Genomic DNA, 26,259 nt, shown 5'->3' with positions numbered 1-26,259 from the left:
CACTAGCACGATTCGGGAAACGCCAACAGAATCCCCGTATATTGCGTTGTCGTTAACTCGCCCAGTAGGAGCGGGTGAGGAGGACGAGCACGGGGAAGATTTCGAGGCGGCCGATCCACATGAACGCGACCATCAGGAGTTTCGCGGGCGCGGAGAACGAGAGGTAGTTCCCCATCGGCCCGGCGAACCCGAACGCCGGCCCGACGTTCCCGACGGTCGAAGCGGTGGCGGCGAGCGACTCGAACACCGTGAGCGGTTCGCCGCCGTGCGTGCCGAAGAGAGCGACGAGGAACGTGCCGACGAGCACGATACCGAGGTAGAGGAGGGTGAACGCGTGGATGCCGCGCACGGACTTCTCGTCGAGCGCGCGCCCCCCGAGACGCACGGGCTTCACCGCGTCCGGGTGGACGGTCGTGAACAGCTCGCGCTTGACGGACTTCGCAACGACTATCCAGCGGATTATCTTGATACCGCCGCCGGTGCTACCCGCGCTCCCGCCGACGAACAGCATGGCGAACAGGAGGTACTTCGCGGGCTCCCCCCAGAGCGTGAAGTCCATCGACGCGTACCCGGTGGTCGTGACGATGGCGGCGACCTGGAACGCGGCGTGCCGGAGCGCGGGTTCGACCGCGCCCGCGACGCGCCCGACGTTCTCCGCGTCCGTCAACTGACCCGTGAACAGGAGTCCGGCGAGAACCGCGGTGAGCACGCCGAGCACGCCGACGTACCACCGGAACTCCGTGTCGTCGAGGAAGCGGCGGTCGCCGACCGTAGCGTGCCAGAACAGCGCGAAGTTCGTCCCCGCCGCGACCATGAACGGGATGATGATCCACTGCGCGACCGCGGAGAACGCCTCGATAGACCGCGCCGCCGGGCTGAACCCGCCGGTCGGCATCGTCGTGAATCCGTGCGCGACAGCGTTGTACAGCCCCATGTTCGGGGCGAGTTCGACCTCGTGGGCGAGCGCGAGCACGACGACTTCGAGCGCCGTGAGACCGAGGTAGAGCCCCCAGAGCCGCCGCGCGGTCTGCGCGATGCGGGGCGTGAGTTTCTCCAGGCCCGGGCCGGGGGCTTCGGCCTCCATCAACTGCGCGCCGCCGACCGACAGCTGGGGAAGGATGGCGAGCGCGAGCACGACGATTCCCATGCCGCCGAGCCACTGCGTCACCTGCCGCCACATCATCAGCGCCCGCGAGTGGTGGTCGAAGGAGATGTGTCCCATCACGGTCGCGCCCGTGGTCGTGAACCCGCTCATCGACTCGAACAGCGCGTTCACGGGGTCTGCGAGCGTCGAATCCGGACTCCCCGCGACGACGCCCGGGATGCCGTGGGCTTCGAGGAGGTAGGGGAGCGCGCCGACGACGCTCACCGCGAGCCACGTCACGCCGACCATCAGGAAGGCCTCCCGCGACCCCAGGTCGGGGTCGTCGTCGAGTCGTTCGAGCAGCCAGCCCGCGGCGAACGCGACGCCGATAGTCGCGGCGAACACGGCGACGCCGTCACCGTAGTAGGCGGCGAGCGCGAGCGGGAACAACAGGGGGACGGACAGCCACTTCACGACCGTGCCGACCAGGCTCAGGCTCGCCCGCCACGCCACCCACAGCCTCATAGCTGGTCTGCGACCTCGTCGTGCGCCTCGTTCGTCACGAGCGCGACGACGTGGTCGTTCGGCTCCACGACCGTGTCACCGCGCGGGGTGACGAACTGGCCGTCCCGCGTGATAGCGCCGATGACGAACCCCGCGGGGAGGTCGGCGACCGCCTCCCGAATCGGCCGGCCGACGAGCACGCTCTCCGGGCCGACCTCGACTTCAAGCACCTCCGCCTTCTCCGGTTCGATGATGGCGACGTTCTCGGCCTGGCGCTCTCGGGTGAACCGCGTGATGTCCTCTGCAGTCACCTCGCGCGGGTTCACGGCCACGTCCACGCCGACCGTCTGGAACAGCGGGACGTACTGGGGGTTGTCCACGACCGCGACCGTGCGCGCCGCGCCCACGCGCTTCGCCAGCAGCGCGACGAGCAGGTTCTTCTCGTCCGAGTCCAGCATCGACACGACGAAATCCGCGTCCCCGATGTGCTCGCGCTCCAGGAAGTCGCGGTCGGTCGCGTCGTGCTGGAGGACGGTCGTGTCCGGGAGGGCTTCCGCGAGTTCGCGCGCCCGCGCCTCGTCCTGCTCGATGAGCGTCGGCGACAACCCGCGCTCTTCGAGGAGGCGCGTCACCTGATAGGCCGTCGTGCTCCCGCCGACCACGACCACGTCCTCGACGTCCGTCTCCGCCTCCGGCGACACCGCGCCCGCGAACGCCTCCACGCTGTCGGGTCGCCCGATGACGATGATTTGGTCGTTCGGCTCGATGACGGTGTCGCCGCGCGGCAACACGACCTCCTCGTCGCGCACCAGGGCCGCGAACGTCAACGCGTCGAACGTGTCCGCCTCCGCGACGGTCTGCCCGGCGAGCGGGCTCTCCGCGCTGACCTCGAACTCCGCCATCTGCACGAGTCCGTTCGCGAACGGGTCTACGTCCCGCGCCGTCGGCAGTCCGACGATGCGCACGATGGCCTGCGCGGTCAGGAGGTCGGTGCACACCATGAAGTCCACGCCGAACACGCCCCGGGAGCGCTGCCACGTCCGCAGGAAGGACGGCTGTTCGACGCGCGCGATGGTGAACGCGTCCGTCACCGTCTTCACCGTCGCGCACGCCGCGAGGTTCGTCTCGTCCTCGTCGGTGCTCGCGATGACCACGTCCGCGGACGCGGCCTCCGCCGCTTCGAGGTCGTCCAGGGACGTGCCGTCGCCCTGAATCGCGAGCACGTCGTGCTCGAACGTCAACGAATCGACGCGGTCGCCGTCCACGTCCAACACGACGATTTCGTGCGCGTCCGCGAGGCTTCCCGCGATACTCGACCCGACTTCGCCCGCGCCGATGACGAGGATTCGCACTCAGCGAACACCCCGAGCGTCGTACATACACGTCGTCTCGAATCCCGCACAAAAGACAGTTTCGAGCCGCGGACTACGGACGCAGGAAGAAGGTATAAGAAGGAGTTACTCGTTCCCGAACATCTGGCGCATCATCGGGTGCATGTCCATCATCTGCTCTTCGGCTATCTCCTCGTACAGCTTGTACGTGATGGAGATTGTGAGCAGGAGGCCGGTCCCGGTGACCTGGCCGATGGTGCCGAGCATGTTCGCCAGGACGGCGAGCAGGCCGACGAGCGCACCCCCGATGACGGTCACCTGGGGGATGTAGCGCTCCATGACTTTCTCGATGACGCCGACGTTCTGCCGGAACCCGGGAATCTGCATGCCCGAGTTCTGGATCTGTTTCGCGGTCGCCTCCGGACCCATGTCGGCGGTCTCCACCCAGAAGATGGCGAAGATAGCGCCGCCGACGAGCATGAACGTCAAGTCCACGCCGACGCGGAGCGCTATCTCCCACGCCTCGTGGGTGGCCGCGGACTGCCCGAGCCACGGCATCCACTCGCCCCGACTCTGAATCGGGCTGAAGAAGTAGAACAGACCGCCGACGGCCTGCCCGTCCGAGTAGACGCCGAGCCAGCCCGGCATCCCCGACCCGAGTTGGTTGTTGAGGAGGCGGCCGACGAAGCTGATGTTCATCTGAACCGCGCGAACGAGAATCATCGGCAGGACGCTCGCGTAGATGAGCTTCACCGGGAACCGGCCCCGTGCGCCCTTCACGCGAGCGTGACTGAGCGGAATCTCGACGCGAACGCTCTCCGCGTACACGACGACGCCGTAGATGAGCGCGGTCGTGAAGATGGAGAGCAACGCGGCGTCGATGAGCAGGAACCCGAGGCCCTGCGACGTGAGCAGCGGCGGCACCGAGAGCGACCCGGTGATAATGCTGAACCACGTCGCGAGGATGCCCGCGGACGGGTCGATGATACCCGTCACGAGGCTCTGCGAGACGCCCGCGACGATGAACAGGCCGATACCGGACCCGACGCCCCACTTGGAGACGACCTCGTCCATGAAGAGGATGAGGACGCCACCGGCGGCGATCTGGGCGAATATCAACACCTGCATCCCGAACGAACCGATGCCGAGCGCGCCGTAGACGGCTTGCTGCGGCGGAAGGTAGTTCCCGAGGAACACCATCGGCAGTCCGGTGATGACGATCATCGCTATCACGAGGACTTTCTGGAGACCCTGATAGAGCGCCTGGTCTCGGGGGTCGCTCGTGTCCAACCCGAGGAGGTTCGCACCGCCGAGGAGTTGGAGGACGATGCTCGCCGTGACGATCGGTCCGATACCGAGCTGGAGCACCGAGCCCTGCGAGCCCGCGAGCAGGCTCCGGAACCGCCCGAAGACGTCGTTCCCCGCGAGACCGCCCGCGCCCCAGACCGGGATGTTCGTCAGGAAGAAGTAGAGGACGAGGATACCGGCCGTCCACGCGAGCTTCCGACGGAACGGGACGTGTCCTTCCGGTCGCTGGACCGCGGGCATCCGCGTGAGAACCGGTTCAGCAGCCTCCTTCCAGCCCATCGGTTAGTCCTCGTTCTCTTCTTCCGCGCGCTCGGAGAGGACGGCGTCGCCGCCCTCTTCCTCGATGAGTTCGACCGCGGACGCCGTGAACGCGTCCGCCGTGACTTCGAGCTGGTTCCGAACCTGCCCGCCGCCGAGCACCTTCACGGCGTCGGCCTCGTGGCCGTCCTCGACCACGTCGCGAGCGTCGATTCGGTAGCCGAAGTCCGTCTCCTCCGCGAGACCGTCCGCCGCGAGCAACGCGGCGTCCTCGTCGAGTTCGCGGACGGAGACTTCGAGCACGGTCTCCTTGACCTTCTCGGGGCGCGTGAAGCCGTGTTTGCCGAGCGGTTCGTAGTTGTGGAACTCGTGTTTGTCGCGGCCCGCGTTGCCGCGGCCACCACGGTGACCGGCGCCGCGCCGGTTCTTGTGACTGCCGCCGCCGTGCGTGCGCGTGCCGCGCTGGCGTCGTTTCTTATCAGTCATCGTTATCGCATCTCCTTGAGGAGGCTGTCTATCTCCTCGGTCGTGTGCTTGCCGAGCTGGCCGCCGTCGGCCTGCGGCTGCTTGATGCCCTTGTGACCGCCGCGGGGCGGGTGGAGGCGGAGGACGGGCGAGAGACCCTGTTCGCGAAGCGTCGTCTCCTCCGCGAGGAGGGCGGACGCGAAGTCCTCGACCGAGTCGTACTCCGTGTTCTCCGCGAGCCACTCGTCGTCCACGTCGGCGTCGCCCTCCGCGGGCTCCGCGCGCTTTTCGAGCAGCGTCACGAGCACGTCCTCGCTCGGTTCGCCGTACGCGACGTAGTCGTTGACCTTCGCGACCATCCCGCGGTACGTCTCCGTCTCGGGGACGAGCGCGCAGTGGTTCACGCTGTGAATGTTCAGCATGTCGAGCGTGTCCTCCACGGTCTCACGCATGTTCACGTCGCCGCGGAGTTGAACGACTGCCTGCATCACTCGATCACCTCGCGCTTCTCGCGCGTGCGCTCGGGAACGCGGGCTTCCGCGGTGTTGCGGAGCGCGTTGAACGTCGCCTTCGCGAAGTTCACCGTCGTCCGGGTCTTCCCGGACGAGCGCGTCCAGATGTCCTCGATACCGGCGAGGTCGAGCACGTGCCGAACCGTCTCACCGCCCGCGAGACCGAGGCCGCGCGGGGCGGGACGGAGTTCGACTTCGACGCTCCCGGCCTTGCCGGTCGTCTTGAGCGCGACCGTGTGCGGACGCCCACAGCCACACTCCCACGACCCACAGCCGCGGGAAACGTCGATGATGTTCAGTTTCGCGATACCGATCGCCTTCTCGATGGCGCCGCCGACCTGGTCGTCACGCCCCTCGGCGTACCCGACGAAGCCGTCGCGGTTCCCGACGACAACCGAGCATCGGAACTTCACGCGGCGGCCGGAGTCCGTCATGCGCTGAACCATGTTGATGTCCAGCACTTCGTCGTCCATCCCCGGAAGGAGAGTGTCGACGATTTCGGGCTCCTTGAGCGGGAGGCCGGTGTTGAGCGCGTCCGACATCGTGTCGATCTCGCCGTCCTGGACGAGACGACCGAGGCGTGTCTTGGGTTGCCAGCTGTCGTAGCTCATGTTAGTCCTCCGTAATCGTTTCGAGCACGTCGTCGAAGTGCTCGGGCAGTTCCGTGGCGTCGAAATCGCCGCTGTACAGGCCGTCCTCCAGGGACTCCGCGTACTCCGCGATGTGCGAACCGCGAGTACGCTGCCAGTCCGCGAAGACGTCCTCGTTGTGCGGGATGTCGAGGCCGGCGTCGATAGCGCCTTCCTGAATCGCGAAGACCTTCGACCCCTGCGTCGCCGTGTTCAGGCCGATGTCGAGGACGGCTTCCTCGACACCGGCGTCGACGGCTCGCTGTCCGGCCAGGAGGCCGGTGAGGTACGCGCTCGGGAGGTTGCCCGTCGGGGCGTCCCAGCCGTACTCGGAGAGGTCTTCGGACGTCGCGCTCGCGACGGTTTCGTCGCCGTTGGGTCCGGTAACGACCAGCTGCGCCGTGACGTGGTTGTTGCTCTTGCGAGCGACAAGCCGGGGTTTCCCCGACTTGAGGAGGCGCAACCTCTGATGGTAGTCGGTCCGGACCTCGCGGCGTCGCCGCATCGGCACCTTATAGCGTGGTCCAGTTGCCATTAGTTTTCACCGTAGTGTTCGTCGATGTACGTTTCGAGACGCGCGACGCTGTCGAACTCGCCACCGTTCGCCATGTTGTAGAGTTCGCGGTACTGGCTGGGCGTGAGTTCGCCGTCGTCGCGGAGTTCGCGGAGCGTCCGTCGCTGCGCGCGAATCGTCGCCTCCCACTGTTCTTTCTCGTTCTGTCGAGCGCCCGCCTTCCCCTTCCGGGTACCGGGGCCCTTCCGGTGGCCGTACGCGCGCTTCTCGTTGCGCTCGCGTGCGCGGCCACGGGAGTTCCCGCGGGCGTCCTTCGACTGAATGATTCCCTCGTCGACGAGTTCGCGGATGTCCTCGCGCGTGATGGCGTCGACGATTTCGCCCTGTGCTTCGGGGTCGAACCAGACGCGGTTCTCACCGACGTCGAGGACGTCGGCGGCGAGCCGCTTCTGTGCGCTCAGGTCACTCATTGTCTCCCTCCACTTCGACTTCGATGTAGGTGGGGTTGAGAACGCGAATCCCGAGGTCTTCCGCCTTGTCCTCGATGGTCTCGCGCTTCCGGTCGCCGACCTTCGAGGCGATGCGGGCGGCTTCCGTGTCGGGGTCGATGTCGTCGAGGTCGTTCGCGTTGTGCACGAGAACGTCCTCGAACCCGCTCGGGTGCTTGCCCCGAACGGCCGTCGGCGAGCGGAAGCCCGCCTGCACGGTGTCGCCCTTCCCCTTGATACCGCGGCGCTGCTTCGAGAGCGTGCCGCGGGGGCGTCGCCACGACGTGGAGACGCGCTTTTTCTTGTGGTGATCCTGTCGGTTGAACTGGGGCGTGCCGATGCGGTCGCGCTGCGAGAGCAGGCGCTTCGTCTCCTCGTCCAGGTCGGGCGTCTTCTCCGCGTGCCCGCGCGGGACGAGTTCCGTCTCGACTTCTTCCTCAGTCTCTTCTTCTTCCTCCGCGGGCTCGGCCTCCTCGACCTCGCCCTCCGTCTCGGACTCGACTTCGAGTCCGCCGACGTCGGCCTTGATACGGGCCGCGAGCGCGTTCCCGACGCCGTCGACGTCGGCCAGTTCGCTCTGGCTCGCCGCCTTCACGTCGTCGATGGTCTCGTAGCCGGCCTCGCGGAGCGCTTCGGCCTTGGACGGTCCAACGCCGGAGATGTCTTCGAGTTCTTGTGGTTCGTCAGCCATGCGTTAGGCACCTCCCGTGGGTTTCTCGACGATGTACACGCCGTCCTGGAAGACGCGCGTGTCCTTGTCCGTCACCCGGGTGAGCTGTTCGATGTCGGCGGCGGTCTGCCCGACGTCCTCCTTGCTGGGGCCGGAGAGGGTGAGTTCCTCGCCGTCCACCTGGACGTCGGTGTCGCCGCGAACGGGCGTGCGGCGGGGCGCGCGCTCACCGAGGAAGTTCTCGATGACCACTTCGTCGCCCTCGACGTTCACCTGCATCGGGAAGTGAGAGTAGTGGACTTCCATCCGGTACTCCCAGCCCTCGCTCACGCCGTGGAACATGTTCGAGAGGTGGCTCTCGAACGTCCCCATCGTCGCGGTCGTCTTGCGGTTCTCGGTGTCGCTCTCGATGACGACCGACTCGTCATCGACGGACACGCTCACGTCGGGGTACCAGAGGCGTCGCGTCACGGACCCCTCCGGGCCGTCGACCGTCACGTCGAGGTGGTCGACCTCGACCGTCACGTCGTCCGGAATTTCGAGTTCTATTCGTGCCATTAGTAGACGTATGCGATTACTTGGCCACCGACGCCCTGTTCGCGGGCCTCGTAGTGGCTCATGATGCCGCGGCTGGTCGTCACGACGAGCGTCCCGTAGTCACGGGCGGGGAGGAACCGCTTCTCCCACTTCTCGAAGTCGTCGACGCCCGCAGAGTAACGGGGCTTGACCGGGCCGCACTCGTTGATGGCACCCTTCAGTTCGACCTCGAACGTGCCGCCCTTGCCGTCTTCGACGTATTCGAAGCCGTCGATGTACCCGCGGTCGTAGAGGACCTCGAGGACGGAGCCGACCATGTTCGAGGCGGTCGATACCGTGTACGTGAGGTGGCCGACGCTCTCGGAGTTATCGAGTCCCGAGAGGGCGTCGGCGAGTGGGTCTTTTCCTGTCATTGTTAGCTGTACTTCTTGAATCCCATCGTCCGAGCGATCTCGCGGAAGCACTGTCGGCACAGCCAGATGTCGTACTTCCCGACGAGACCCTGATTGCGGCCGCAGCGGCGGCACTCGTGGGACTGGCCGGTTTCTTCGTGTTCGTCGCTCATGCGTCCACCTCGACGTCGAAGTTCGCTTCGAGGAACGCGATTGCGTCCTCGGGCGTCAGTCGGTGGTTCGACGGGATCTGTCGCGTGCGCGTATCGCGCTTCGACACGCGATACCCGCCGCGGACGAGGTTGACGGTGACGTCAAGCCCGTAAATCCCGACGTTCGGGTCGTACTCCTGGCTCGGGAAGTCCGTGTGTTCCTCGACGCCGAAGCTCACGTTCCCAGTCTTGTCGAACTTGGACTCGGTGAGGTCGGCGACGGGGAGCGCACGAGAGAGGAAGTCTTCTGCGTCCTCGCCGCGGAGCGTGACCTTCGCGCCGATCGGGTCGCCCTCGCGAATCCCGAACTCGGGCTCGGTGCGCTTCGCGGTGGTGCGAACGGACTCCTGGCCGGCGATCTCCTCCAGAATCTCCTCGGCGTTCTGGAGGTCGCGGCCACCCTGGCCGACGCCCATGTGGACGACGACCTTCTCGATGCGCGGTTCGCGCATCTCGTTGTCGAACTCGGCTTCACTCATTCGTCATCACCTTCAGACGCGGTCTGACGTTCCTCGGACGCCTCGTCGGCGTCCTCGCCACCCACGAAGTTCTCGTCGATGACGACGACGTAGTTCTGCACGGTCTCGAACATGCCGTCGTCGGTGTCGACGACGATGGTGTTGTCCGCGCTACCCGGGGCGACCTGAATCTCGTCGATTTCGCCGATTTCGCCGGCGTGCTGGCCGGCGACGGCGGTGACGAGCGCGCCCTCCTCGAAGACGAAGTGCGCGACGACCTCGTTCGTCTCGTTGTCGATGACGACCGAGTCCGTGCCGCTGTACTCGTCTTCTTCGACCAGGATGTTCTGGCCGTCGTGGAGGTTCAGCTGGACGTCGCCACCGCTGACGAGCGTCTTGCCCTCGATTTTCCCGAGTTTCGAACCGGCGGCGTCCTCGTCGATGGCCGTGAGGCCGAGGCGGCCGCCCTCGTCGGGGAACACGCGGTAGTACTCGTCGCGGTCGGGGAACGCGAGGATGTCGAACATCCCGATGGGACGGTTGACATCGTTCACGGTTCCGCCGTTGACGAGCACGCCCGCGTTGTTGATGGCGTACTTCGCTTCCTTCTTCGTGTTCACGTACTCCAGGACGTCACGAAGCACGACGACGAGCGGCACGCCGGATTCCCCGTGGGGGCCGGCGGTCGCCTTCGCCGTGAACGTGTCCGTCTTCCGCTCGACGGGCCACGACTTCGGAACGGAGAGTCGTTTCTGGTGTTTCGTCATTCGTTGTCACCTTCGATGCGTTCTGCGCGCACGTCGTCCTCCAGGTCGAGCTCGGTGACGACGAGGTTGCTCGCGTCCAGGGGACGCGGCACGTCCTCGCCGTCCGCGGCGTCAACCGTCACGTCCTCCACGTAGACGGAGGCCTCGCGAAGGTCGACGTTCGTGACTTCGCCTTCCGTACCGGCGAAGTCGCCGCGCTGCACCTCGACGGTGTCGCCGACGTTCACGCGAACGTGACGCTGACCGTACTCCTCTCGGAGGTCTTCCGCGAGGTGAGCGCGAACCTGCTTCTGTCGCTCGTGGAGGCTCGCGCGCTCCGATCGAGTTCGCTGTTTGCGTGGTTGCTCAGACATATCTATACGATCATCGTCGCGGTGCTTGCGATGCTTCCCCAGCGCTCCGCGACCTCGCGCGTAATCGGACCCTTGATTTCGGTTCCGCGGGGTTCTTCCATGTCGTCGATGATGACGGCCGCGTTGTCCTCGAACTTCACGCGCTGTCCGTCCGGACGACGGATGGACTTGCGCTGCCGCACGATGACGGCTTCGAGAACCTGACGGCGCATCTCGGGCGTCCCCTTCGTGACGGAGACGGTGACCTTGTCACCGACGCCGGCTTTCGGGTGACGGTTCTTCGTCCCCTGGTAGCCGGCGACGCTCGTGATCTTGAGTTCTCGCGCGCCCGTGTTGTCCGCGCACGTGACGAGCGAGCCTTTCTCCAGACCCTGCGTGACGTCTGCCTTGATGGCTTCCATTATTCTTCACCCTCCACGAGTTCGACGACCACGTGAGATTTGGTCTTCGAGAGCGGTCGGGTTTCAGCTATACGAACCGTGTCGCCTTCCGTGAGGTCGAAGCAGTCCGGTGCGTGAACACTGACGCGGGAGCGTCGCTTCATGTACCGGTCGTACTTCGGCACGAATACGTCGTATTCGCGCTCGACGACGACGGTCTTGTCCATGGCCGTACTAGCGACCTCGCCTTCGATGACCTGACCGCGCACGGAAAGGTTTCCGTGGAACGGACAGCTCTCGTCAGCGCAGGTGCCGTCGGGCTCGGATACGTTCAGTCCTATCGCCATTGTGAATTGACTCCTTTCTCTGTTCGCAGCGCGGGTCGTGAGAGCAGAACGACTCCATCCACCGTAACGTAGGCCGCGCCGTTGCCCGTAGTTTGGGTCTCCGAATGTGGATCGCCACTGGCGGGTTTCGACGCGGTCCCAGCCGCCTTCGGGGCGGCTGCGGGTTCATCTGTGAGTCTGACCTCTAACGTCGTTCCTACCTTTGGAACGCGCTTCACGCCTGAAGAACCTTCGGGTTCCCCCTCGCGTATGAGGAGGGTTCGCATCGTCTCGTCGACGATGCGGCCCGCGATACCGACCCGCGAGGGGTCGGTCGAATCGACGACCTCCGCGTGGAGGCCGACGAGTTCGTGCCGCGGGAGGGTCTCCGGCGTGAGCATCCCGCTATTCGTCTTCGTTCTGGATCGTTTTGATCCGCGCGATCGTCTTCTTCAGTTCGCTGATGCGCCCCGGGTTCTCCGGCGCGCCACCCGCGGCCTGCACGGCCTTCGCGTTGAGGAGCTCGGTTTCGAGCTCGTCGAGTTCGGCCTCGCGCTCCGCGGGCGTCATGTCACGGATTTCTTCGACGTGGAGGATAGCCATTATTCCTCACCCTCCTCGTCTTCTTCGTCCATCTCTTCGAGGAGTTCTTCCGCTTCCTCCTCGACGCCGGCTTCGAGGTCGTCGAAGTCTTCCTCGTCGACGTCCTCGGCGTCGGCTTCGACATCAGCCGCGAGTTCGTCGAGTTCCTCCTCGATGGACTCCTCGGAGTCCGGCGGGGAGGTCGGGCTCGCGCCCTCCTCGGCCTCGAACTCTTCCTCGACGATCTCTTCTTCCGCGACGTCGTCGAGGGCGTCGGTGACGGCGTCCTCGCCGGGCGCTTCGCCCTCGGGGCCGCCGAGTTCGTCGTCCTCGGGTTCGCCTTCGAGGAGTTCCTCGACGCTCTCGCCGTCGAGGTCTTCTTCGTCCACGACGAGGTCTTCGATGTCGGCGTCCTCCGCGATTTCGAAGTCGTCGGGGAGTTCGGCGTTCGGCGGAATGATCTTCACGTTCACGCCGATGGTGCCGAGCTTCATGACCGCGACACCCTGGCCGTGGTCGACGATTTCCTCTGCGGGTTCGCCGTTGTGCTTGATGTAGCCGCGGTTGAACTTCTCGACGCGGCTCCGGGCACCCGTGACCTTCCCGCTCAGGACGATTTCGGCGCCGAGCGCGCCGGACTCCATGATGCGGTCGATGGTCGTGTGACCGGCCTTCCGGAAGTACCAGCCGCGTTCGAGCGCGTTGGCGAGACGGTCCGCGACGATCTGCGCGTTCAGGTCGGGTTCGTCGACCTCCTGCACGTCGATCTGCGGGTCTTCGAGGTCGAATCGCTCCTCGAGTTCCGTCGTGATCTTCCGGATGTTCTTCCCGCCCTTCCCGATGACCATCCCGGGCTTCTCGGCCTTGAGGACGATCTGGATTCCCATCGGGGTGGGCGCGAGTTCCATACCACCGTAGCCAGCGCGCGCGAGTTCTTCGCCGAAGAACTCGTCGATCTGGGAGCGCTGGATGCCCTGTTCGATGAATTCGACTTCGTCTGCCATGTTATTCACTCACCTCTTCGAGGACGAGTTCGACGTCGACCTCGGGCGTGTTCCACGCGGTCGCACGCCCCATCGCGCGGGGCTTGCGGCCCTGCGTCTCCCCGACCTTGTGCGGGGCGACGTGGGAGACGACCATCGTGTCCGCGTCGAACCCCTGCTGGTCGGCGTTGTTCTTCGCGTTCCCGATGAGGCGGAGGAACGCCTTCGACGCCTTCTCCGGGTAGCGACCGGCGTCCCAGCCGTCGATGTCGCTTCGGTGACCGACGCCGCTGTTGTGCTGCTTGAACGGCACGGACTGTTCTTCCGCGATGACGGCGTCGAGGAAGTCTTCGGCCTCGCTCGCCGTCTTGCCCTTGATAGCCTTCGAGATGGCCTTCGAGTGCTTCAGGCTGATCGGCTCCTCGCGGAGCATCGCTTTCGCGGTGGTTTCCGGGTCCGTGTCGACGCTGTAGTTGATACCCATTGTTATTTGAGCGGCACGAACTTCGAGGAGCGGGTCGCGCCGATACCCGCCTGCCCGTGCTCGACCGAGGAGCGCGTGAGCTGGAACTCGCCGAGGTAGTGCCCGATCATCTCGGGCTCCACTTCGACGCGCTCGAACTCGTGTCCGTCGTAGACGGAGAACGTCAGGCCGACGAACTCCGGGAGGACGGGGAGGTCGCGGAGGTGCGTGCGAATCGGATTGTTCGCGGTCTCCTCCGGCGACTTCTCGCGCGCCTTCTCGACGACCTTCTCCTGCTCGTCGGTCAGGCCACGGGTGATACTTCGCCGCGTACGCGCGGGCAGCAGTTCCGCGACTTCGTCCAGGCTCATGTCCTGGAGTTCGTCGAGGTCGTAGCCGCGGTAGGTGAACTCACCCTCGCGGCCGGTGCGGTATTCCGTACTCATGTTAGTTGCCTCCTCGGCCGGTGCGTTTCGACGCGATGTCCCCGACCTTCCGGCCCGGCGGGGCGTCCCGCGAGACGGACTTCGGACGACCGGGGTGCTGGCGGCCACCGCCACCGAACGGGTGGTCGACGGCGTTCATCGCGACACCGCGGACGCGCGGCCACTTCGTGCCGCGCGACTTCATCTTGTGGTGCTTGTTCCCCGCTTTCACGAACGGCTTCTCGGTGCGGCCGCCGCCGGCGACCACGCCGATGGTGGCGCGGCAGTCGGGGGAGAGCCGCTTGATTTCGCCGCTCGGAAGCTGGACGACCGCAGCGTCACGCTCGTGCGTGATGAGGTCGGCGTTCACGCCGCTGGAACGCGCGAACTTCCCGCCGTCGCCGGGCTGACGCTCGACGTTGCACACCGGAACCCCTTCGGGGATTTCGGCGAGCGGGAGCGTGTTCCCGGGTTCGACGGCCGCGGAGACACCGACTTCGAGGGTGTCACCGACGCCCACGCCCTCGCTGGCGAGGACGAGTCGCTGGTCGCCGTCGTCGAACTCGACGCGGGCGACCGGCGCGCTGCGCGCGGGGTCGTGCTCGACGTCGACGACCTCGCCGGACAGCACGTCGCTCTCGGGTTTCTTGTGCGACAGTTCAGCCTTGTATCGGTGCGACGGCGCGCGGAAGGTCGAACCGCCGCGCCCGCGTCGCTGACCCTGAATCCTTCGTCCCATTGTTAGAACACCCCGATGCGGGAGGCGACGTCCTGCGCGTCGTCCTCCTCGGAGAGCCGGACGATGGCTTTCTTCGTGCCGTCCATCGTCACCTGCGTGTTGACGGACTCGACGGTCACGTCGTACTGCTCCTCGACTTCCTCGCGAACGTCGGGCTTGGTCGCATCGACGTCCACGACGAACTGGAGCTTGTTGTCGAAGTCCATGTCGTTCATCGCCTTCTCCGTGACGAGGGGGTAGTCGATGATGCCGCTCATCGGTCGGCCACCTCCTCGACCGCGCTCTCGGTCCAGACGGTCAGCCGTCCGGGTTCCGTGCCGGGCGCGAGGTCTTCCGCGTTCACTTCGCGCGCGGTCGCGACGTCAACGCCCGCGAGGTTCCGCGCCGCCTTCGACGGCCCGGTCTCGCTGGACGTGACGAACAGGACGGACGTGGGTTCGCGGTACTTGCGGCCGCGGAGTTTCCCCTGGCCGGCCCGCACCGTCTTCCCGTCGTCCGCGCGTTCGACGTCCTCGTAGGCACCGACCGCTTCGAGGAAGCTCACGACCTCCTTGGTCTTCACGAGGTCCTCGAAGTCGTCGGAGACGACGAGCGGGAGTTCGAGGTCGTCGTCGAACGCGTGGCCGCGCTCGGCGACGGTCTCGGCGTCCGTGGTCGCCGCGATGGCGCTCCGGACGGCCGCCTTCCGCTCCTTGTCGTTCACCGCGAGCGAGTGGTCTTTCTCCGCCTTCGGCGGGTGTGCGCGTCGCCCACCGACCGCGAACGGGACGCGGGCGGCGCGTCCGTTCGTCTGGGGGACGTGCGCCATCCCGCGACCGCTACCGGGCGACTCCGCGGACGTTCGCAGTCCAGCGAACTCGTCCGCTCCATACGACTGCTTTCGGTTGGCTTGGGCGGCGAGCACCGCACGCTTGATGAGGTCCGGCCGGTACGGCGTCTCGAAGACCTCGGGGAGGTCGAGCGTGCCGGCGTCCTCGCCGTCCAGGCCGCGTACTGTTGCCTGTGTCATCCTTGGTTCGAGCTATTGGAAACGTACCGAACCTCGGGGTCGAGGCGCGGTGATTCGTTCGGCCGGACGGCCGGACGGAAGCGCAGCACGCGCTTGTCCGGGCCCGGGAGCGACCCCTTCACGAGGGCGTACGGCCCGCTGACTTCGCCGTAGTTGACGAATCCGCCGTCGGCGTTGATGTCGTCCGCCGCGGCGTCGTCGCCGAAGTCGAGCAGGCGCTTGTTGAGTTCCGTGCGCTGGTGGTAGCCGGTCTGACCCTGCTGGGGAACCGTCGAGCGAACGCGGCTCGGGTTCCACGGGCCCAAATTACCGATGCGACGCCGCCATCCCTGGCGGGCGTGCTTGCCCTTGCGCTTCTGGACGCCCCAGCGCTTGACGGGGCCCTGGGTGCCCTTGCCCTTCGTGACGCCCGCGACGTCCATGAACTCGCCGGCGCGGAACACGTCGCCGAGTTCGTGACTGCCGTCGTCGAGCAGGGAGAGCGCGAAGTCGGCGCGATCCTGGATGGAGCCGCCGCCGACGCGCGTCTCCATCACGTCGGGGTCTTTCTTCGGGACGCTCGCAACGTCGGACGGGACGGTGTGCGTGATGACACGCACGTCCGCCACGTCGTTGGCTTCGAGCGCCTGCGTGAGTTCGTCCTCGTCGCCGGGTTCGTCCGGCGTCGAGAGCACGCGGTCGAGGTCCTCGTGGAGGTCGTCCGCCCACACTTCTGTGAGCGGTTTCTGGCCGTACGGCGTGTCCTCGTAGAGGCGCACCGCGGCCGCGTACATCGGGGGTGTTTCAACGAGCGTGACGGGGACGGACTGCTCCATACCCTCCGTGGGAGAGTTGGCTTTGTCGTCAACCGTCACGACGTGAGTCATGCCTGCCTTGTATCCGGCGAAGCCCTGCAGGGCCGGCTGCCCGTCGTCGCTCGGCCAGCTGTTGAAGCGCGGCACTTCACTTGCTGCCCGCTTACGGGGGCCGTAGCCCATCGAGCCTTTTCGTGGTCGACTTGGTTGTGGCATCGTATCACTCCGTGAGCGTGAGACAGCTGAGGGCGGCGAACAGAGCTTCTTCCGTTCGCACGACCTCGCTGCCCTGACGCGGGATGACGTTGAGCCAGGTGTCGAACCCACCGGGGGCGTGGGTGGCTGAGTCGGCGGACGCCTCCTCGACCGCCGATTCGGACACGCCGAGCATCGGGGGGAGGCCCCGAGCTGGCGCGCCGAACGCGACGGTCAGTCCGTCCTGGTGGACGCGGCGCGTGACGTCCGGCAGCGACGACGCCGAGAGCGGCGTGCCGTGCCGTGATGTCGCCACGCGGTAGCCCGCGTCGGGACGGTCGAGTTCGTCGCCGAGGTTCGAGCGAACCACCTGAAACCCTGGCGGGGTTTCGTCGAGGAGTTTCGCTCGGACCGGTCGTCGCGAAGAGACCCTGATGGTCACGCGCTCTCCCTCCCGCACCTCCATACCGGGAGGAGCGTGGAGGGAGATCGGGTGTTGCATGCCGCAATTGACCCGGACGCGCCCTTCAGGTCCGACCTGGGTCACGATTCCCTGTCGTTTCGACCCCGAACCGCTCGATTCGGAGCCGGTCCATGCCGACACGAGGAGCGGCGGCAGGATGCCAGCGTACTCCAGTTCGCTCCGCGTCCCGAACGCCTCCTTTCGGAGGTATGGCGGGGTCGCGGCGTACCGGAGGACGGTTTCGACGAACCCGCCGCCCCACTTCTTCTCCCCCTCGGGGTCGTCGAAGACCACGAGGCGGTCAGCCCGGAAGACCGCGGCCGCGCGGGCCACGTAGCCGAGTTTGCGAGTTGCCTCGCGTTTGTCTTCGGCTTCCCGGACGAGGGACGACGGCACGAGTACGCTGACTGTCATGCCGTATCGCTTCTTCGTCTCGACACGAGACTGTACCCCGACTACCGACGGGATGCTTAAAAGGATGGCGTTATCCCCGACGGACTGAGACGGCTTCACACGGCCCCGTGCGCCCGTTTCGTGAGCCAACGCGGGACACGGTCGAGGGCCGCGCCGTCCCCGGTTCGCAAGTCTTATTTGTAGCGCCCTCCTCGATTCGAGTGCGAAGAACGCGCGCTGGTAGTGTAGTGGTATCACGTGACCTTGCCATGGTCACAACCTGGGTTCAAATCCCAGCCAGCGCATTTCTACTGCGAACGAAGTGAGCAGTGAAATCGCTCACGGGGATTCTGAACTAAGGAACGAAGCGAGCGAACGCAAGCGGCGTGACTGAAGTTCAAATCCCAGCCAGCGCATTTCTACTGCGACCAACGGCCCCGAGAGACCTCTGTGGCTCTCACGTCGTTCCGCTGGTGGAGTGTTCGGTCGAGGGCGTGCGGCCAGACGCTAAGTAGCGCGGCGACGACCATTCGGGTATGACAGTTATCGCGCTGTTGAGCGTCGCACCGGTTCGGGAGGGTAGCATGGGCGAGGACGTGGCGAAGGCGGTGGCGGCGCTCGACGACTACGACGTGTCGTACGAGACGAACCCGATGGGGACGGTCATCGAGGCGGACGATATCGACGCGCTGCTGGACGCGGTCGGGGCGGCGCACAAGGCGGTGCCGGGCGACCGCGTGAGCACGTTCCTGAAGATAGACGACAAGCGGGGTCGCGACCAGCGCGCACGCGAGAAGGTCGAGTCCGTGGAGGACGCGCTGGGGCGGGAGGCGCGCGGGGAGCGGGACTGAGAAACCCTTTACGCGAGACGGGCGAACGCGCCGGGTATGGAGAGCGTCAATCGGATGGCCATCGAACTGGCGGACGAGGCCCTGGACTTCGCGGACGAACTCGACATCGGAGCGTTCGACCTGGAGAACGGCGCGACCGTCCTCGACTTCGGCGTGGACTTCGAGGGCGGGATGGAGGCCGGCCTGTTGCTCGCGGAACTCCAGACCGCGGGCCTGGCGACCGTACAGACGCGGATGGACGAGGTCGCGGGCGCGGCGTTCCCGCACGTCGAACTCACGTGCGACCGGCCCGGACTGGGACTGCTGTGCTCGCAGAAGGCGGGCTGGCAGCTCTCCCTCGACGGCTTCGAGGGGCTGGGGTCGGGGCCGGCGCGCGCGCTGGTGGCTGACGAGGCCGAGTTCCGCGCCCTCGGGTACACGGACGCGTTCGACCTCACCGTCCTCGCCATCGAGTCCGACAGCCTCCCGACGGAGGCGGTGGCGGAGCGCATCGCGGAGGAGGCGGGCGTGAACACGGACGGCGTCTACCTGCCCGTGTACGCGACGGCGAGCCTCTCGGGGAGCGTCTCCGCGGCCGCACGCCCGGCCGAGATGGCGCTGTTCCGGCTGTTCGAGGCGGGCTACGACCCCCAGGACGTGCTGTCTGCGACGGGGAGCGCGCCGGTCGCACCCGTCGCGGGCGACGAGGAGGACGCCATCGCGCGCACGACCGACAGCGTCGTCCACGGCGGCCAGGCGCACTTCACGGTGCGCGAGGACAGCGACGCCTTCGACGCCCTCCCCTCGACGGCGAGCGAGTACGACGCGCCCTCGTCCGCGGTGTTCGCGGACGCGGACTGGGAGATGAGCGAGGTCGCGGAGGGCTACTTCGCGCCCGCTCAGGTGACGGTGAACGTCGTCGGCGGGCCGACGTACGCGCTCGGCGACACCCGCGAGGACGTGCTCGCGGAGAGCTTCCTGTAGTGCGACGCAAGCCCGTTCCGCCCGCGTCCGACTCCCTCGACGGCCTGTGGGCGGTCCACGCGGCGGTTCCCGACGACCCGCGGACGGAGAGCGACTGCTGCGCGCGCGTCGTCGCCCGAACCGGCGTGGAGGAACGCGGTGACGCCTCCGACTGGCTCACCTTCCTCCGCGCGCTCGCGCTCGCACGCGAGACCAGTGAGGGGTTCGAGCGCGTGGACGACCACCCCGACACGGGCGCGCTCGCGGCGCGGTTCCGCGAGCGCGTGTACGGCGCGCGAGAAGTCCTCGACCTGCTCTGTGAGACGCCGCGGAGCGCGGACGCGGTGTTCGCTACGTTCGACGCGGTGCCGCGGTGGGAGCGCGAGACCGACGGCTGGGAGGCCGAGTGGCGCGAACGCGTCCACCGACTCCTGGAGTGGGCCGTACTGCTCGGCCTCGCGGAGAAGACGACCGGGGGTTATCGGGTGACGGCGACGAGCGACCCCGCGAGGTAGGTCGCGCCGACGACCGCGGGGATGCGCGCCGGCTGGGGGAGGACGGGCGCGGCGAGCGCGGCGAGGACGCCGACGACGAGCGCGGTGCTCGCGGTTTCCAGTCGGTCGCGCGGGGACGGCTCGGTGAGTTCCGCGCCGGCGGCGAGAAAGGGCAGGCCGAGCGCGAGACCGCCGGCGAGCGCGAACGACGAGGGCGCGACGACGGAGACGCCCGCGGCCACGGCGGCGGTGAGCGCGAGACCGGCGACGAGTTCGGCGACGTCGAACGTGAACTCCATCAGCGGACGCTCGTGACGGTGCCGACGCCCTTACTCGACCCCTCGCGGAAGACGAACCGCTGGCCCTCCTCCACGAGGTACGGCCGGAACTTGAACCGGATGCGCGCGCTCCCGGAGTCGCCGGGGAGGAGTTGGCCGTCCGTCGGTTCGACCCGGACGGCTTCGCTGACGGTTTCGAGGTGGACGACCGGCTCGTAGCCGGCGTCGATGCGGGTCGGGTGGTTGAGCACCATCACGTCCGCGTCGAACTCCCGTACGGGCGCGGGGTCGGCGTCCCGCGGCAGGAGCACCATCCCGCGCTCGATGTCGGCTTCGCGCACGCCCTTCAGCGCGATGCCGACGATGCGGCCGGCCTCCGCGCGGTCGACGCGGTGGTAGTGCATCTCGATGCTCCGCACCTCCACCTCGGTGAAGGAACCGTCGGAGAGGGGGCCGAGGAGGAGTTCGTCTCCGGCCTCGACGGTGCCCGACTTCACCGTGCCGGAGGCGACCGCGCCGACGCCGGTGACGCTGTACGTGCGGTCGACGTACATCCGGAAGTCGTCGCCCTCCACCCCGGTCTTCGGGAGGTGTTCGAACAGGCGGTCGAGGGTGTCGAGACCGTCCATCGTCACCGCGCTCGTGCGGACGAGCGGGACGACCGTGTCCCCGATTTCGTCCACGGCGGCGGCGACGCCGTGGCGCGAGACGAGGAGGGGGCTGCGGCCGGCGTTCCGGAGGAGTTTCTCGACCTCGCGCTCCACTTCGAGGACGCGGTCGTCGCTCACGAGGTCGGTCTTCGTGATGGCGACGATGGTCGGGAGGTCGGTGGCGAGCAGGACGCCGAGGTGTTCGCGGGTGGTCTTCGTCGGGCCGTCGTCCGCCGCGACCGTGAGGAGGCCGTAGTCTATCTTCTGCCCGACCAGTCCGCGAATCGTCGTGCGGAGCCACGGCTCGTGGCCGACGGTGTCCACGAAGGAGACGACGCGGTCGGCCGATTCGACGACGGCCGCGCGGTCGGACTTCCGGTTCGGGTTGTCCACGCGAAGCGGGCCCTCGGCGTCGAACCCGTAGACCGCGTAGGAGAGGTCGGCGGACAGCCCGCGCTCTATCTCGTGGGGTTGCACGTCGAGGAAACTCCGGGTGTCGCCGTCGCCGTCGTCGGAACGGCCCGTGACGAGACTGCCGACGAGCGTGGACTTCCCGTGGTCGACGTGGCCGGCGGTGCCGACGATGATGTGGTCGTCGCCGCCGTCGAGCTGGCCGCCGTCCCGGACGGTTGCGACGCCGACGAGGCCGCCGTCGTCGGTGCCGCGCGTCACCACGTCGTCGATGTGGGCGTTCGCCTCCTCGGCGAGGAGGCTGAGCACGTCGAGCGACTCGGAGAAGTCGTCTGGGGAGATGCCGGCGATGCCGCCGTCGTCCGTGACGCCGACGACGTAGAGGGCTTCCCCGTCGCCGGAGAGGACGCGATGGCGGAGTTGCGCGGCGAGGCTCTCCATCCGGCCGTCGGCGAGGTGCACGTCGCGCGCGAGGCGTTCCTTGAACTCGACGTTGCCGCCCTCCTCCTCGCCGTGCTCGATTGCACGGTCGAGGAGGGGCTGGTCGAGACCCATGAGAACGGATTGGGGACAACGGCTTATAAACTTTCTTCGGAGGTAGAGAGCTCCTTCCGCCGATATATGCGGTGGATACAGTTTGTCACACGAACCGCCCGCCCCGAGGATTGAAACCGCGGATTCGCGTAGGACGGCGTATGAGCGTCACCGGCGTCTGTCAGATATGTGAGAGCGCGGACGCGCGCCACGCCTGCGACCAGTGCGGCCGCGTCGTCTGCCGCGACCACTACGACCGCGACACCGGGTTCTGCACGGAGTGCGCGCGACAGTACGGTGACCGAGAAACCGACGAGAGCGGCGAGCGCGTCGGACGCGACGAGCGCGGCGAGTCGCCGGACGACTGGGGCGAACCCCGCTAGCGGTACTGGTTCAGGCGGTCTTTGAGGCGCTTCGCGGCCTGGCCGGCGGCGGCCGCCCACTCCTCGCTGTCCTCGCCGGCGAAGATGATGCCGCGCGTGGAGTTCACGAGGCCGACGCCGTTCTCGTTCAGACCGAACTCGACCGCGGCCTCGGCGTCCCCGCCCTGCGCGCCGACCCCGGGCACGAGGAAGGGGAGGTCGGGAACGGTGTCGCGGACGCGTTCGAGTTCGTCCGTGCTGGTCGCGCCGACGACCAACCCGACGTTGTCGTTCTCGTTCCACTCGCTCGCGCGGCGCGCGACGTGCTCGTAGAGGTACTCGTCGAACCCCGCGAGTTCGAGGTTCTGGAAGTCTTTTCCACCCGAGTTCGAGGTTCGGCAGAGCACGAACACGCCCGCGTCCGTCCGGGAGAGGAACGGCTGGAGGCTGTCCCGGCCGAGGTAAGGGTTGACCGTGATGGCGTCCGCGTAGTCGAGGATGTCCGCGTACTGGCGGGCGGTGTTCCCGATGTCGCCGCGTTTCGCGTCCACGATGACGGGCACGCCCTTTCCGTGCGCGTACGCGACGGTCTCGCGGAGGCTCCGCCAGCCCTCCGAATCCTCGTAGAACGCCGCGTTCGGCTTGTAGCACGCCGCGTGTTCGTGCGTCGCGTCGATGATGCGGCGGTTGAACGCCCAGCGCGGCAGTTCCTTCTCCCGCACGTCGTCGGGGAGGCGGTCGGGGTCGGGGTCGAGGCCGACGCAGACGACGCTGTCGGTCGCGTCGATGCGGGCGGCGAGGTCGTCGAAGAAACCCATCACCGGTAGTCTCGGTGGCGTCGGCAAAAGCGTTCTTCCACGAGGGCAAAACTACTTTGCGTTCTGGCCGTCTCCTTCCGGTATGACGGACGGCGCGCGCAATCACGGGGGTGAGACGGGTGGCTGACGAGGACGACGACTGGTTCGAGCGAGCGTTCGCGGACGACGACGACGAGGAGTCGGCCGAACCCGCGGACTCGACGGAGCCGTCCGAACCCGACGCGGACGCGAGCGAGGACGACGACGAGGAGTCCGGGGGGTTCGAGGACGCGTTCGGCGGCGACGAGGACGCGCGCCCCGAGTCCGGCCAGGCGGAGGAGACGAGCGCGGACGACTTCGAAGCCGCGTTCGGCGGCACCGGCGGCGGAAGCGACGGCGGCGACGCGGACGCGAGCGACGACGCCGACGACTTCGAAGCCGCATTCAGCGGCACCGGCGGCGGAGGCGGCGGGTCGAGTGACGATTTCGAGGCGGCGTTCGGCGGCACCGGGGGTGGCGGCGCGGACGACTTCGAAGCCGCGTTCGGCGGCGGTGGGGGCGGCGACGGTGACGGCGGCGGCGAGTTCGGGTTCGACCTCGACGCCGGCGGGGAGGACACGGACTTCGACGAGGAGTTCGAGTCCGACATCCCCCGCGTCAAACTCGGTATCGAAGGCCTCGACAACATGGTGCAGGGCGGCGTCCCCGAGCGAAGCCTCATCGTCGCCATCGGGAGCGCCGGAACCGGGAAGACCACGTTCGGCCTCCAGTTCCTCAACCACGCCCTCGAGAACGACGAGCGCGCCGTCTTCATCACGCTCGAAGAGACCGAAGAGCGCATCGTGGACAGCGCGAACGAGAAGGGCTGGAACTTCGGCGAGCACATCGCGAACGGCGACCTCGCCGTCATCGACCTCGACCCCATCGAGATGGCGAACTCGCTCACGAGCATCCGGAACGAACTCCCCCGGCTCGTCGAGGACTTCGGCGCGACCCGGCTCGTCCTGGACTCCGTCAGCCTCCTCGAAATGATGTACGACGACCAGGCCACCCGCCGCACCGAAATCTACGACTTCACGAAAGCCCTCAAGAACGCCGGCGTCACCACGATGCTCACCAGCGAGGCCGCCGAGGACAACCCCTACGCGTCCCGCCACGGCATCATCGAATACCTCACCGACGCCGTCTTCCTCCTCCGCTACATCCGCCCGGAGGACTTCCGCGAAACCCGGCTGGCCGTCGAAATCCAGAAGATTCGGGACGCGAACCACTCCCGCGAAACCAAACCCTACGAAATCACCAGCCAGGGAATCTCGGTGTACCGGCAGGCGAACATCTTCTAATCGACTTCACTCGTTCGCGAACGCCCGACGGTTGGAAGCAGTGCAATAGCGAGAGGCCGCCGAGCGCGATACGAGGGACTATCGGACGATAGTGACGGGGATGGGCGAGCGGCGGACGACGGACTCCGCGACGCTCCCGAGGAGGATGCGACTGACGCCGCTTCGGCCGTGGCTTCCCATCACGATGTGGTCGAAGCCGTTCTCTTCGGCGTAGTCAACGACGGTTCGGGAGGGGCGGCCGACTTCGGTGACGGTGTCGAGGCTGACGCCGTACTCGTCGGCGGTCTCCTGGGCCTGCTCGAAGAGCGTCTCGGCGTCCTCCTGGGCCTGCTCGTACCACTCCTCCGAGTAGCCGGGGACGGTCGCTTGCGCCGTGTATCCGGCTTCGATTGGGTCGATGACGTGGATGAGCGTGATGTCGTCGCTCTGGAACTCCTCCAGCGCGTATTCGAGCGCGTCGGTGGACTGCTGGGAACTGTCGATGGGGACGAGTATCTTCGACATGTCCGGCGATTCGTCACGCTCCCCGAAAAAGATAGGGGCCGGGGGTCAGTCGCGGCCGTGTCGCGTGAGGCACGTCGGGAGGCCGACGATTTCGACGGGCTCGGAGTTGTCGGGCGAGTAGACGACCATCTGTCCCTTCTCCATGTAGGGGACTTTGCCTTCGAGGGTGCTCGGGATGTTCACGCTCTTGATGGCGTCCTCGTCCCCGAGGTTGAGGACGACGGTCGTGTTCACCTGCTTGAACACGGGGTCGGCGATGTCCTGCGGATCCTGGGTGATGAGGAACAACCCGAGGCGTTCCTTCCGTCCCTGTTTCGCGGCGTCGGTGAACTTCCCGATGACGTTTCTGGCTTGCACGCTGTCCGCGTCCGCGAGGAAGTTGTGCGCCTCGTCCATCCCGACGAGGAGCGGCGTCTCCTTGATGCGGTCGAAGTCGGGGTCGTTCGAGAGTTTCTGATCGACGAGCAGGCTCGCGAGCGCGAGCACGACGGTCTCGGTCGCCCGGGTGTCGTTCACGTGGTAGGTCGGGACGACGGAGAGGCCGCCGGGCCGAACGAACTCGTGGACGAGGTCGGTGATGGGGGGTGCGTCCTGGTCGAACACGCCGCTCGGCATCCCGAGCACGCGCCGCATCACGGCCTCGTAGGTGGCTTCGTGGACGCGCCCGGACTCGTCGAGTTCCTCCTTGAGCGCGGGGTCGTCGAGGAAGGACGTGAACTCCTCGTACGTTCCCTCGTTCCCGTACTGCCGGAAGAACCGCTTCAGGAGGAGGGTGAGCGCGCTGTACTGGTTGTCGTTCAGGTCGCTGGACGCGACGAGCCACGGCCGCGAGCGCACCATCGAGAACGGCACGGTGAACGCGCGCTGTTCGGCGTGGTGGTGGCTCGCGGCGTACGTGGCGTCCCCGACTTTCGGGACGAACGCGACGGTGTCGTCGTGTCCGCCGTGCGCGAGGCCTTCCGCCTCCCAGCGCCGCGCGTGCTCGCGGGTGGCGTCGGGGTTGTCGTCGTGCATCTGCGCGTACTCGTCCTGGGGGTCGAACTGCACGACCGCCATCCGGCGCTCCGCGCCGTCAGCCATCTCGTACCGTCGTTCCTCGTGGAGGTACTGCCGGAGGACGTTCTTCGACGTGTGCGTCTTCCCCGACCCGGTTCCGCCGGCAATCAACGTATGCCGGAACGCGAGCGGGTCGCCGTCGCGGTAGTCGTCCTTCACGCGGTAGTCGATGGTCGGCGGACTCGCGGCCGTCCGCACTTTCTCCCCGCCGACGGAGAGGTGACCGAGGAAGACGCCGTCCTCGGGAATCTTCAGACCGGTCTTGATCTGCTCGGTCTCGGTCGCCTCCTCCACGACTGTCTCGGGTTTCGGAACGCGGTCGGGCATCCGGCGTTTCAGGTCGCCGTCGTCGGGGTAGAGGACGGCGAGCGGGTCGAGGTCTGCGAGGAACCGATAGTCGTCCTCCTCGATGCCGTCGGAGCGCATCGCGCGGCGGGCGTGAATCTCGTTCGCGTCGTCGCCGTGGAAGCGCTGGGCGTACTCCAGGCCCTTGATGCGGCAGAACAGCGACTCTGGGCCGGGGTAGTCCGCGAGCACGTACTTCCCGATGCGGATGTCGGAGCGGTTCTCGGCGGTGACGTACGCCCGAATCGTGGTCTCTCCCTCTTCCTCGCTGATGCGGAGGCCCTGGGAGACGGCGAGCATCCCGATGCCGTCGCCGCCGCCCGCGGTGTCGAGGTCGGGGCGCTCGAACCCGTCCTCGTCGTCCGCCTCGTCGTCCACACCGTCGCCCGCGTCCGCGGGTCGGTCGCTCGCGGTGCCGGACGGCGAGAAGTCCCCGAGGTCTTGGTCGCTCATGTCTC

The 26,259-nt window shown here is 67.1% G+C and carries 37 protein-coding genes and 1 tRNA gene; 6 read left to right on the top strand and 32 right to left on the bottom strand.

The window, feature by feature from the left end:
- Nucleotides 1-52: 52 nt before the first annotated feature.
- The 27 genes from LI334_RS03860 to LI334_RS03730 form a co-directional block, all read right to left on the bottom strand.
- Nucleotides 53-1,609, bottom strand: coding sequence for a TrkH family potassium uptake protein (locus LI334_RS03860; protein ID WP_227261858.1), 1,557 nt, complete (start codon nucleotides 1,607-1,609; stop codon nucleotides 53-55).
- Nucleotides 1,606-2,940, bottom strand: a complete 1,335-nt coding sequence (gene trkA / locus LI334_RS03855) for a Trk system potassium transporter TrkA (RefSeq protein ID WP_227261857.1) — start codon at nucleotides 2,938-2,940, stop codon at nucleotides 1,606-1,608. Before trkA ends, LI334_RS03860 begins: the two co-directional genes overlap by 4 nt.
- Before the next feature lie 105 nt (nucleotides 2,941-3,045).
- On the bottom strand, nucleotides 3,046-4,506 hold the full coding sequence (gene secY, locus LI334_RS03850; RefSeq protein WP_227261856.1) for a preprotein translocase subunit SecY: 1,461 nt from the start codon (nucleotides 4,504-4,506) through the stop codon (nucleotides 3,046-3,048).
- 3 nt (nucleotides 4,507-4,509) lie between these two features.
- Nucleotides 4,510-4,971 (bottom strand): uL15m family ribosomal protein, encoded by a 462-nt coding sequence (locus tag LI334_RS03845; RefSeq protein WP_227261855.1) that lies wholly within the window; start codon nucleotides 4,969-4,971, stop codon nucleotides 4,510-4,512.
- A 2-nt stretch (nucleotides 4,972-4,973) separates the two neighbouring features.
- The gene (gene rpmD, locus LI334_RS03840; RefSeq protein WP_227261854.1) at nucleotides 4,974-5,438 is read right to left on the bottom strand and encodes a 50S ribosomal protein L30; all 465 of its coding nucleotides are present in this window, start codon (nucleotides 5,436-5,438) and stop codon (nucleotides 4,974-4,976) included.
- Complete coding sequence (locus LI334_RS03835; protein ID WP_227261853.1) at nucleotides 5,438-6,073, bottom strand: 30S ribosomal protein S5; 636 nt, start codon at nucleotides 6,071-6,073, stop codon at nucleotides 5,438-5,440. The genes rpmD and LI334_RS03835 overlap by 1 nt, the downstream gene beginning before the upstream one ends.
- Nucleotide 6,074: 1 nt before the next feature.
- Nucleotides 6,075-6,626 carry a 50S ribosomal protein L18 gene (locus LI334_RS03830; protein WP_227261852.1) on the bottom strand — a complete coding sequence of 184 codons (552 nt, stop codon included), beginning with the start codon at nucleotides 6,624-6,626 and terminating at the stop codon, nucleotides 6,075-6,077.
- Nucleotides 6,626-7,075 (bottom strand): 50S ribosomal protein L19e, encoded by a 450-nt coding sequence (locus LI334_RS03825; protein ID WP_227261851.1) that lies wholly within the window; start codon nucleotides 7,073-7,075, stop codon nucleotides 6,626-6,628. The genes LI334_RS03830 and LI334_RS03825 overlap by 1 nt, the downstream gene beginning before the upstream one ends.
- Entirely contained in the window at nucleotides 7,068-7,784 is a 717-nt protein-coding gene (locus LI334_RS03820) for a 50S ribosomal protein L32e (RefSeq protein WP_227261850.1), read from the bottom strand. The genes LI334_RS03825 and LI334_RS03820 overlap by 8 nt, the downstream gene beginning before the upstream one ends.
- Before the next feature lie 3 nt (nucleotides 7,785-7,787).
- Nucleotides 7,788-8,321: a 50S ribosomal protein L6 gene (locus tag LI334_RS03815; protein WP_227261849.1), complete on the bottom strand. Its 534-nt coding sequence runs from the start codon at nucleotides 8,319-8,321 to the stop codon at nucleotides 7,788-7,790.
- Entirely contained in the window at nucleotides 8,321-8,713 is a 393-nt protein-coding gene (locus LI334_RS03810) for a 30S ribosomal protein S8 (protein ID WP_145846470.1), read from the bottom strand. The genes LI334_RS03815 and LI334_RS03810 overlap by 1 nt, the downstream gene beginning before the upstream one ends.
- A gap of 2 nt (nucleotides 8,714-8,715) precedes the next feature.
- Nucleotides 8,716-8,865 carry a 30S ribosomal protein S14 gene (locus LI334_RS03805; protein WP_145846467.1) on the bottom strand — a complete coding sequence of 50 codons (150 nt, stop codon included), beginning with the start codon at nucleotides 8,863-8,865 and terminating at the stop codon, nucleotides 8,716-8,718.
- Nucleotides 8,862-9,383: a 50S ribosomal protein L5 gene (locus LI334_RS03800; RefSeq protein ID WP_227261848.1), complete on the bottom strand. Its 522-nt coding sequence runs from the start codon at nucleotides 9,381-9,383 to the stop codon at nucleotides 8,862-8,864. The genes LI334_RS03805 and LI334_RS03800 overlap by 4 nt, the downstream gene beginning before the upstream one ends.
- Nucleotides 9,380-10,129, bottom strand: a complete 750-nt coding sequence (locus LI334_RS03795) for a 30S ribosomal protein S4e (RefSeq protein ID WP_227261847.1) — start codon at nucleotides 10,127-10,129, stop codon at nucleotides 9,380-9,382. The genes LI334_RS03800 and LI334_RS03795 overlap by 4 nt, the downstream gene beginning before the upstream one ends.
- Nucleotides 10,126-10,482, bottom strand: coding sequence for a 50S ribosomal protein L24 (rplX, locus tag LI334_RS03790; RefSeq protein ID WP_227261846.1), 357 nt, complete (start codon nucleotides 10,480-10,482; stop codon nucleotides 10,126-10,128). Before rplX ends, LI334_RS03795 begins: the two co-directional genes overlap by 4 nt.
- A 2-nt stretch (nucleotides 10,483-10,484) precedes the next feature.
- On the bottom strand, nucleotides 10,485-10,883 hold the full coding sequence (locus LI334_RS03785) for a 50S ribosomal protein L14 (RefSeq protein ID WP_227261845.1): 399 nt from the start codon (nucleotides 10,881-10,883) through the stop codon (nucleotides 10,485-10,487).
- On the bottom strand, nucleotides 10,883-11,209 hold the full coding sequence (locus LI334_RS03780; protein WP_227261844.1) for a 30S ribosomal protein S17: 327 nt from the start codon (nucleotides 11,207-11,209) through the stop codon (nucleotides 10,883-10,885). The genes LI334_RS03785 and LI334_RS03780 overlap by 1 nt, the downstream gene beginning before the upstream one ends.
- The gene (locus LI334_RS03775) at nucleotides 11,200-11,589 is read right to left on the bottom strand and encodes a ribonuclease P protein component 1 (RefSeq protein ID WP_227261843.1); all 390 of its coding nucleotides are present in this window, start codon (nucleotides 11,587-11,589) and stop codon (nucleotides 11,200-11,202) included. Before LI334_RS03775 ends, LI334_RS03780 begins: the two co-directional genes overlap by 10 nt.
- Before the next feature lie 4 nt (nucleotides 11,590-11,593).
- Nucleotides 11,594-11,791, bottom strand: coding sequence for a 50S ribosomal protein L29 (gene rpmC / locus LI334_RS03770; RefSeq protein ID WP_227261842.1), 198 nt, complete (start codon nucleotides 11,789-11,791; stop codon nucleotides 11,594-11,596).
- Nucleotides 11,791-12,774 (bottom strand): 30S ribosomal protein S3, encoded by a 984-nt coding sequence (locus tag LI334_RS03765; protein ID WP_227261841.1) that lies wholly within the window; start codon nucleotides 12,772-12,774, stop codon nucleotides 11,791-11,793. The genes rpmC and LI334_RS03765 overlap by 1 nt, the downstream gene beginning before the upstream one ends.
- Nucleotide 12,775: 1 nt before the next feature.
- Nucleotides 12,776-13,237: a 50S ribosomal protein L22 gene (locus tag LI334_RS03760; RefSeq protein WP_227261840.1), complete on the bottom strand. Its 462-nt coding sequence runs from the start codon at nucleotides 13,235-13,237 to the stop codon at nucleotides 12,776-12,778.
- Nucleotides 13,238-13,239: 2 nt separating this feature from the next.
- On the bottom strand, nucleotides 13,240-13,662 hold the full coding sequence (locus tag LI334_RS03755; protein ID WP_227261839.1) for a 30S ribosomal protein S19: 423 nt from the start codon (nucleotides 13,660-13,662) through the stop codon (nucleotides 13,240-13,242).
- Between the two features lies 1 nt (nucleotide 13,663).
- Nucleotides 13,664-14,380 carry a 50S ribosomal protein L2 gene (locus tag LI334_RS03750; RefSeq protein ID WP_227261838.1) on the bottom strand — a complete coding sequence of 239 codons (717 nt, stop codon included), beginning with the start codon at nucleotides 14,378-14,380 and terminating at the stop codon, nucleotides 13,664-13,666.
- A gap of 2 nt (nucleotides 14,381-14,382) precedes the next feature.
- On the bottom strand, nucleotides 14,383-14,637 hold the full coding sequence (locus tag LI334_RS03745; RefSeq protein ID WP_227261837.1) for a 50S ribosomal protein L23: 255 nt from the start codon (nucleotides 14,635-14,637) through the stop codon (nucleotides 14,383-14,385).
- Nucleotides 14,634-15,389 (bottom strand): 50S ribosomal protein L4, encoded by a 756-nt coding sequence (gene rpl4p / locus LI334_RS03740; RefSeq protein ID WP_227261836.1) that lies wholly within the window; start codon nucleotides 15,387-15,389, stop codon nucleotides 14,634-14,636. The genes LI334_RS03745 and rpl4p overlap by 4 nt, the downstream gene beginning before the upstream one ends.
- Entirely contained in the window at nucleotides 15,386-16,399 is a 1,014-nt protein-coding gene (locus LI334_RS03735) for a 50S ribosomal protein L3 (protein ID WP_227261835.1), read from the bottom strand. Before LI334_RS03735 ends, rpl4p begins: the two co-directional genes overlap by 4 nt.
- A gap of 4 nt (nucleotides 16,400-16,403) precedes the next feature.
- Nucleotides 16,404-17,255: a putative RNA uridine N3 methyltransferase gene (locus LI334_RS03730; RefSeq protein ID WP_227261834.1), complete on the bottom strand. Its 852-nt coding sequence runs from the start codon at nucleotides 17,253-17,255 to the stop codon at nucleotides 16,404-16,406.
- Between the two features lie 213 nt (nucleotides 17,256-17,468).
- Here LI334_RS03730 and LI334_RS03725 point away from each other — a divergent pair.
- The 4 genes from LI334_RS03725 (at nucleotide 17,469) to LI334_RS03710 (ending at nucleotide 19,542) form a co-directional block, all read left to right on the top strand.
- Nucleotides 17,469-17,539: transfer RNA gene (locus LI334_RS03725), tRNA-Gly, on the top strand.
- A gap of 231 nt (nucleotides 17,540-17,770) precedes the next feature.
- The gene (locus tag LI334_RS03720; protein ID WP_227261833.1) at nucleotides 17,771-18,085 is read left to right on the top strand and encodes an MTH1187 family thiamine-binding protein; all 315 of its coding nucleotides are present in this window, start codon (nucleotides 17,771-17,773) and stop codon (nucleotides 18,083-18,085) included.
- 36 nt (nucleotides 18,086-18,121) lie between these two features.
- Nucleotides 18,122-19,048: a methenyltetrahydromethanopterin cyclohydrolase gene (gene mch / locus LI334_RS03715; RefSeq protein ID WP_227261832.1), complete on the top strand. Its 927-nt coding sequence runs from the start codon at nucleotides 18,122-18,124 to the stop codon at nucleotides 19,046-19,048.
- A complete protein-coding gene (locus LI334_RS03710) occupies nucleotides 19,048-19,542 on the top strand; it encodes a hypothetical protein (RefSeq protein WP_227261831.1) in 495 nt (164 codons plus the stop codon). Before mch ends, LI334_RS03710 begins: the two co-directional genes overlap by 1 nt.
- On the opposite strand, the gene LI334_RS03705 is transcribed toward LI334_RS03710, so the two are convergent.
- Together LI334_RS03705 and LI334_RS03700 are read right to left on the bottom strand one after the other, a co-directional pair.
- Nucleotides 19,506-19,820: a hypothetical protein gene (locus tag LI334_RS03705; protein ID WP_227261830.1), complete on the bottom strand. Its 315-nt coding sequence runs from the start codon at nucleotides 19,818-19,820 to the stop codon at nucleotides 19,506-19,508. The two genes, LI334_RS03710 and LI334_RS03705, sit on opposite strands and share 37 nt — an antisense overlap.
- Complete coding sequence (locus tag LI334_RS03700) at nucleotides 19,820-21,415, bottom strand: GTPBP1 family GTP-binding protein (RefSeq protein ID WP_227261829.1); 1,596 nt, start codon at nucleotides 21,413-21,415, stop codon at nucleotides 19,820-19,822. Before LI334_RS03700 ends, LI334_RS03705 begins: the two co-directional genes overlap by 1 nt.
- Nucleotides 21,416-21,555: 140 nt before the next feature.
- Between LI334_RS03700 and LI334_RS03695 the strand changes: the two genes are divergently transcribed.
- The gene (locus tag LI334_RS03695; RefSeq protein WP_227261828.1) at nucleotides 21,556-21,777 is read left to right on the top strand and encodes a hypothetical protein; all 222 of its coding nucleotides are present in this window, start codon (nucleotides 21,556-21,558) and stop codon (nucleotides 21,775-21,777) included.
- Here the strand turns inward: LI334_RS03695 and pyrF are convergent.
- The gene (pyrF, locus tag LI334_RS03690; RefSeq protein ID WP_227261827.1) at nucleotides 21,774-22,574 is read right to left on the bottom strand and encodes an orotidine-5'-phosphate decarboxylase; all 801 of its coding nucleotides are present in this window, start codon (nucleotides 22,572-22,574) and stop codon (nucleotides 21,774-21,776) included. The genes LI334_RS03695 and pyrF overlap by 4 nt on opposite strands.
- 119 nt (nucleotides 22,575-22,693) lie before the next feature.
- On the opposite strand from pyrF, the gene LI334_RS03685 reads away from it, so the two are divergent.
- Entirely contained in the window at nucleotides 22,694-23,896 is a 1,203-nt protein-coding gene (locus LI334_RS03685; protein WP_227261826.1) for a KaiC domain-containing protein, read from the top strand.
- Nucleotides 23,897-23,974: 78 nt separating this feature from the next.
- On the opposite strand, the gene LI334_RS03680 is transcribed toward LI334_RS03685, so the two are convergent.
- Nucleotides 23,975-24,400, bottom strand: a complete 426-nt coding sequence (locus LI334_RS03680; protein ID WP_227261825.1) for a universal stress protein — start codon at nucleotides 24,398-24,400, stop codon at nucleotides 23,975-23,977.
- Between the two features lie 45 nt (nucleotides 24,401-24,445).
- Nucleotides 24,446-26,254: an ATP-binding protein gene (locus tag LI334_RS03675; protein WP_227261824.1), complete on the bottom strand. Its 1,809-nt coding sequence runs from the start codon at nucleotides 26,252-26,254 to the stop codon at nucleotides 24,446-24,448.
- Between the last annotated feature and the right edge of the window lie 5 nt (nucleotides 26,255-26,259).

It is taken from the genome of Salarchaeum japonicum, assembly GCF_020614395.1.
Classification (GTDB): Archaea; Halobacteriota; Halobacteria; order Halobacteriales; family Halobacteriaceae; genus Salarchaeum; species Salarchaeum japonicum.
This window is presented reverse-complemented; position numbering and strand designations above follow the sequence as displayed.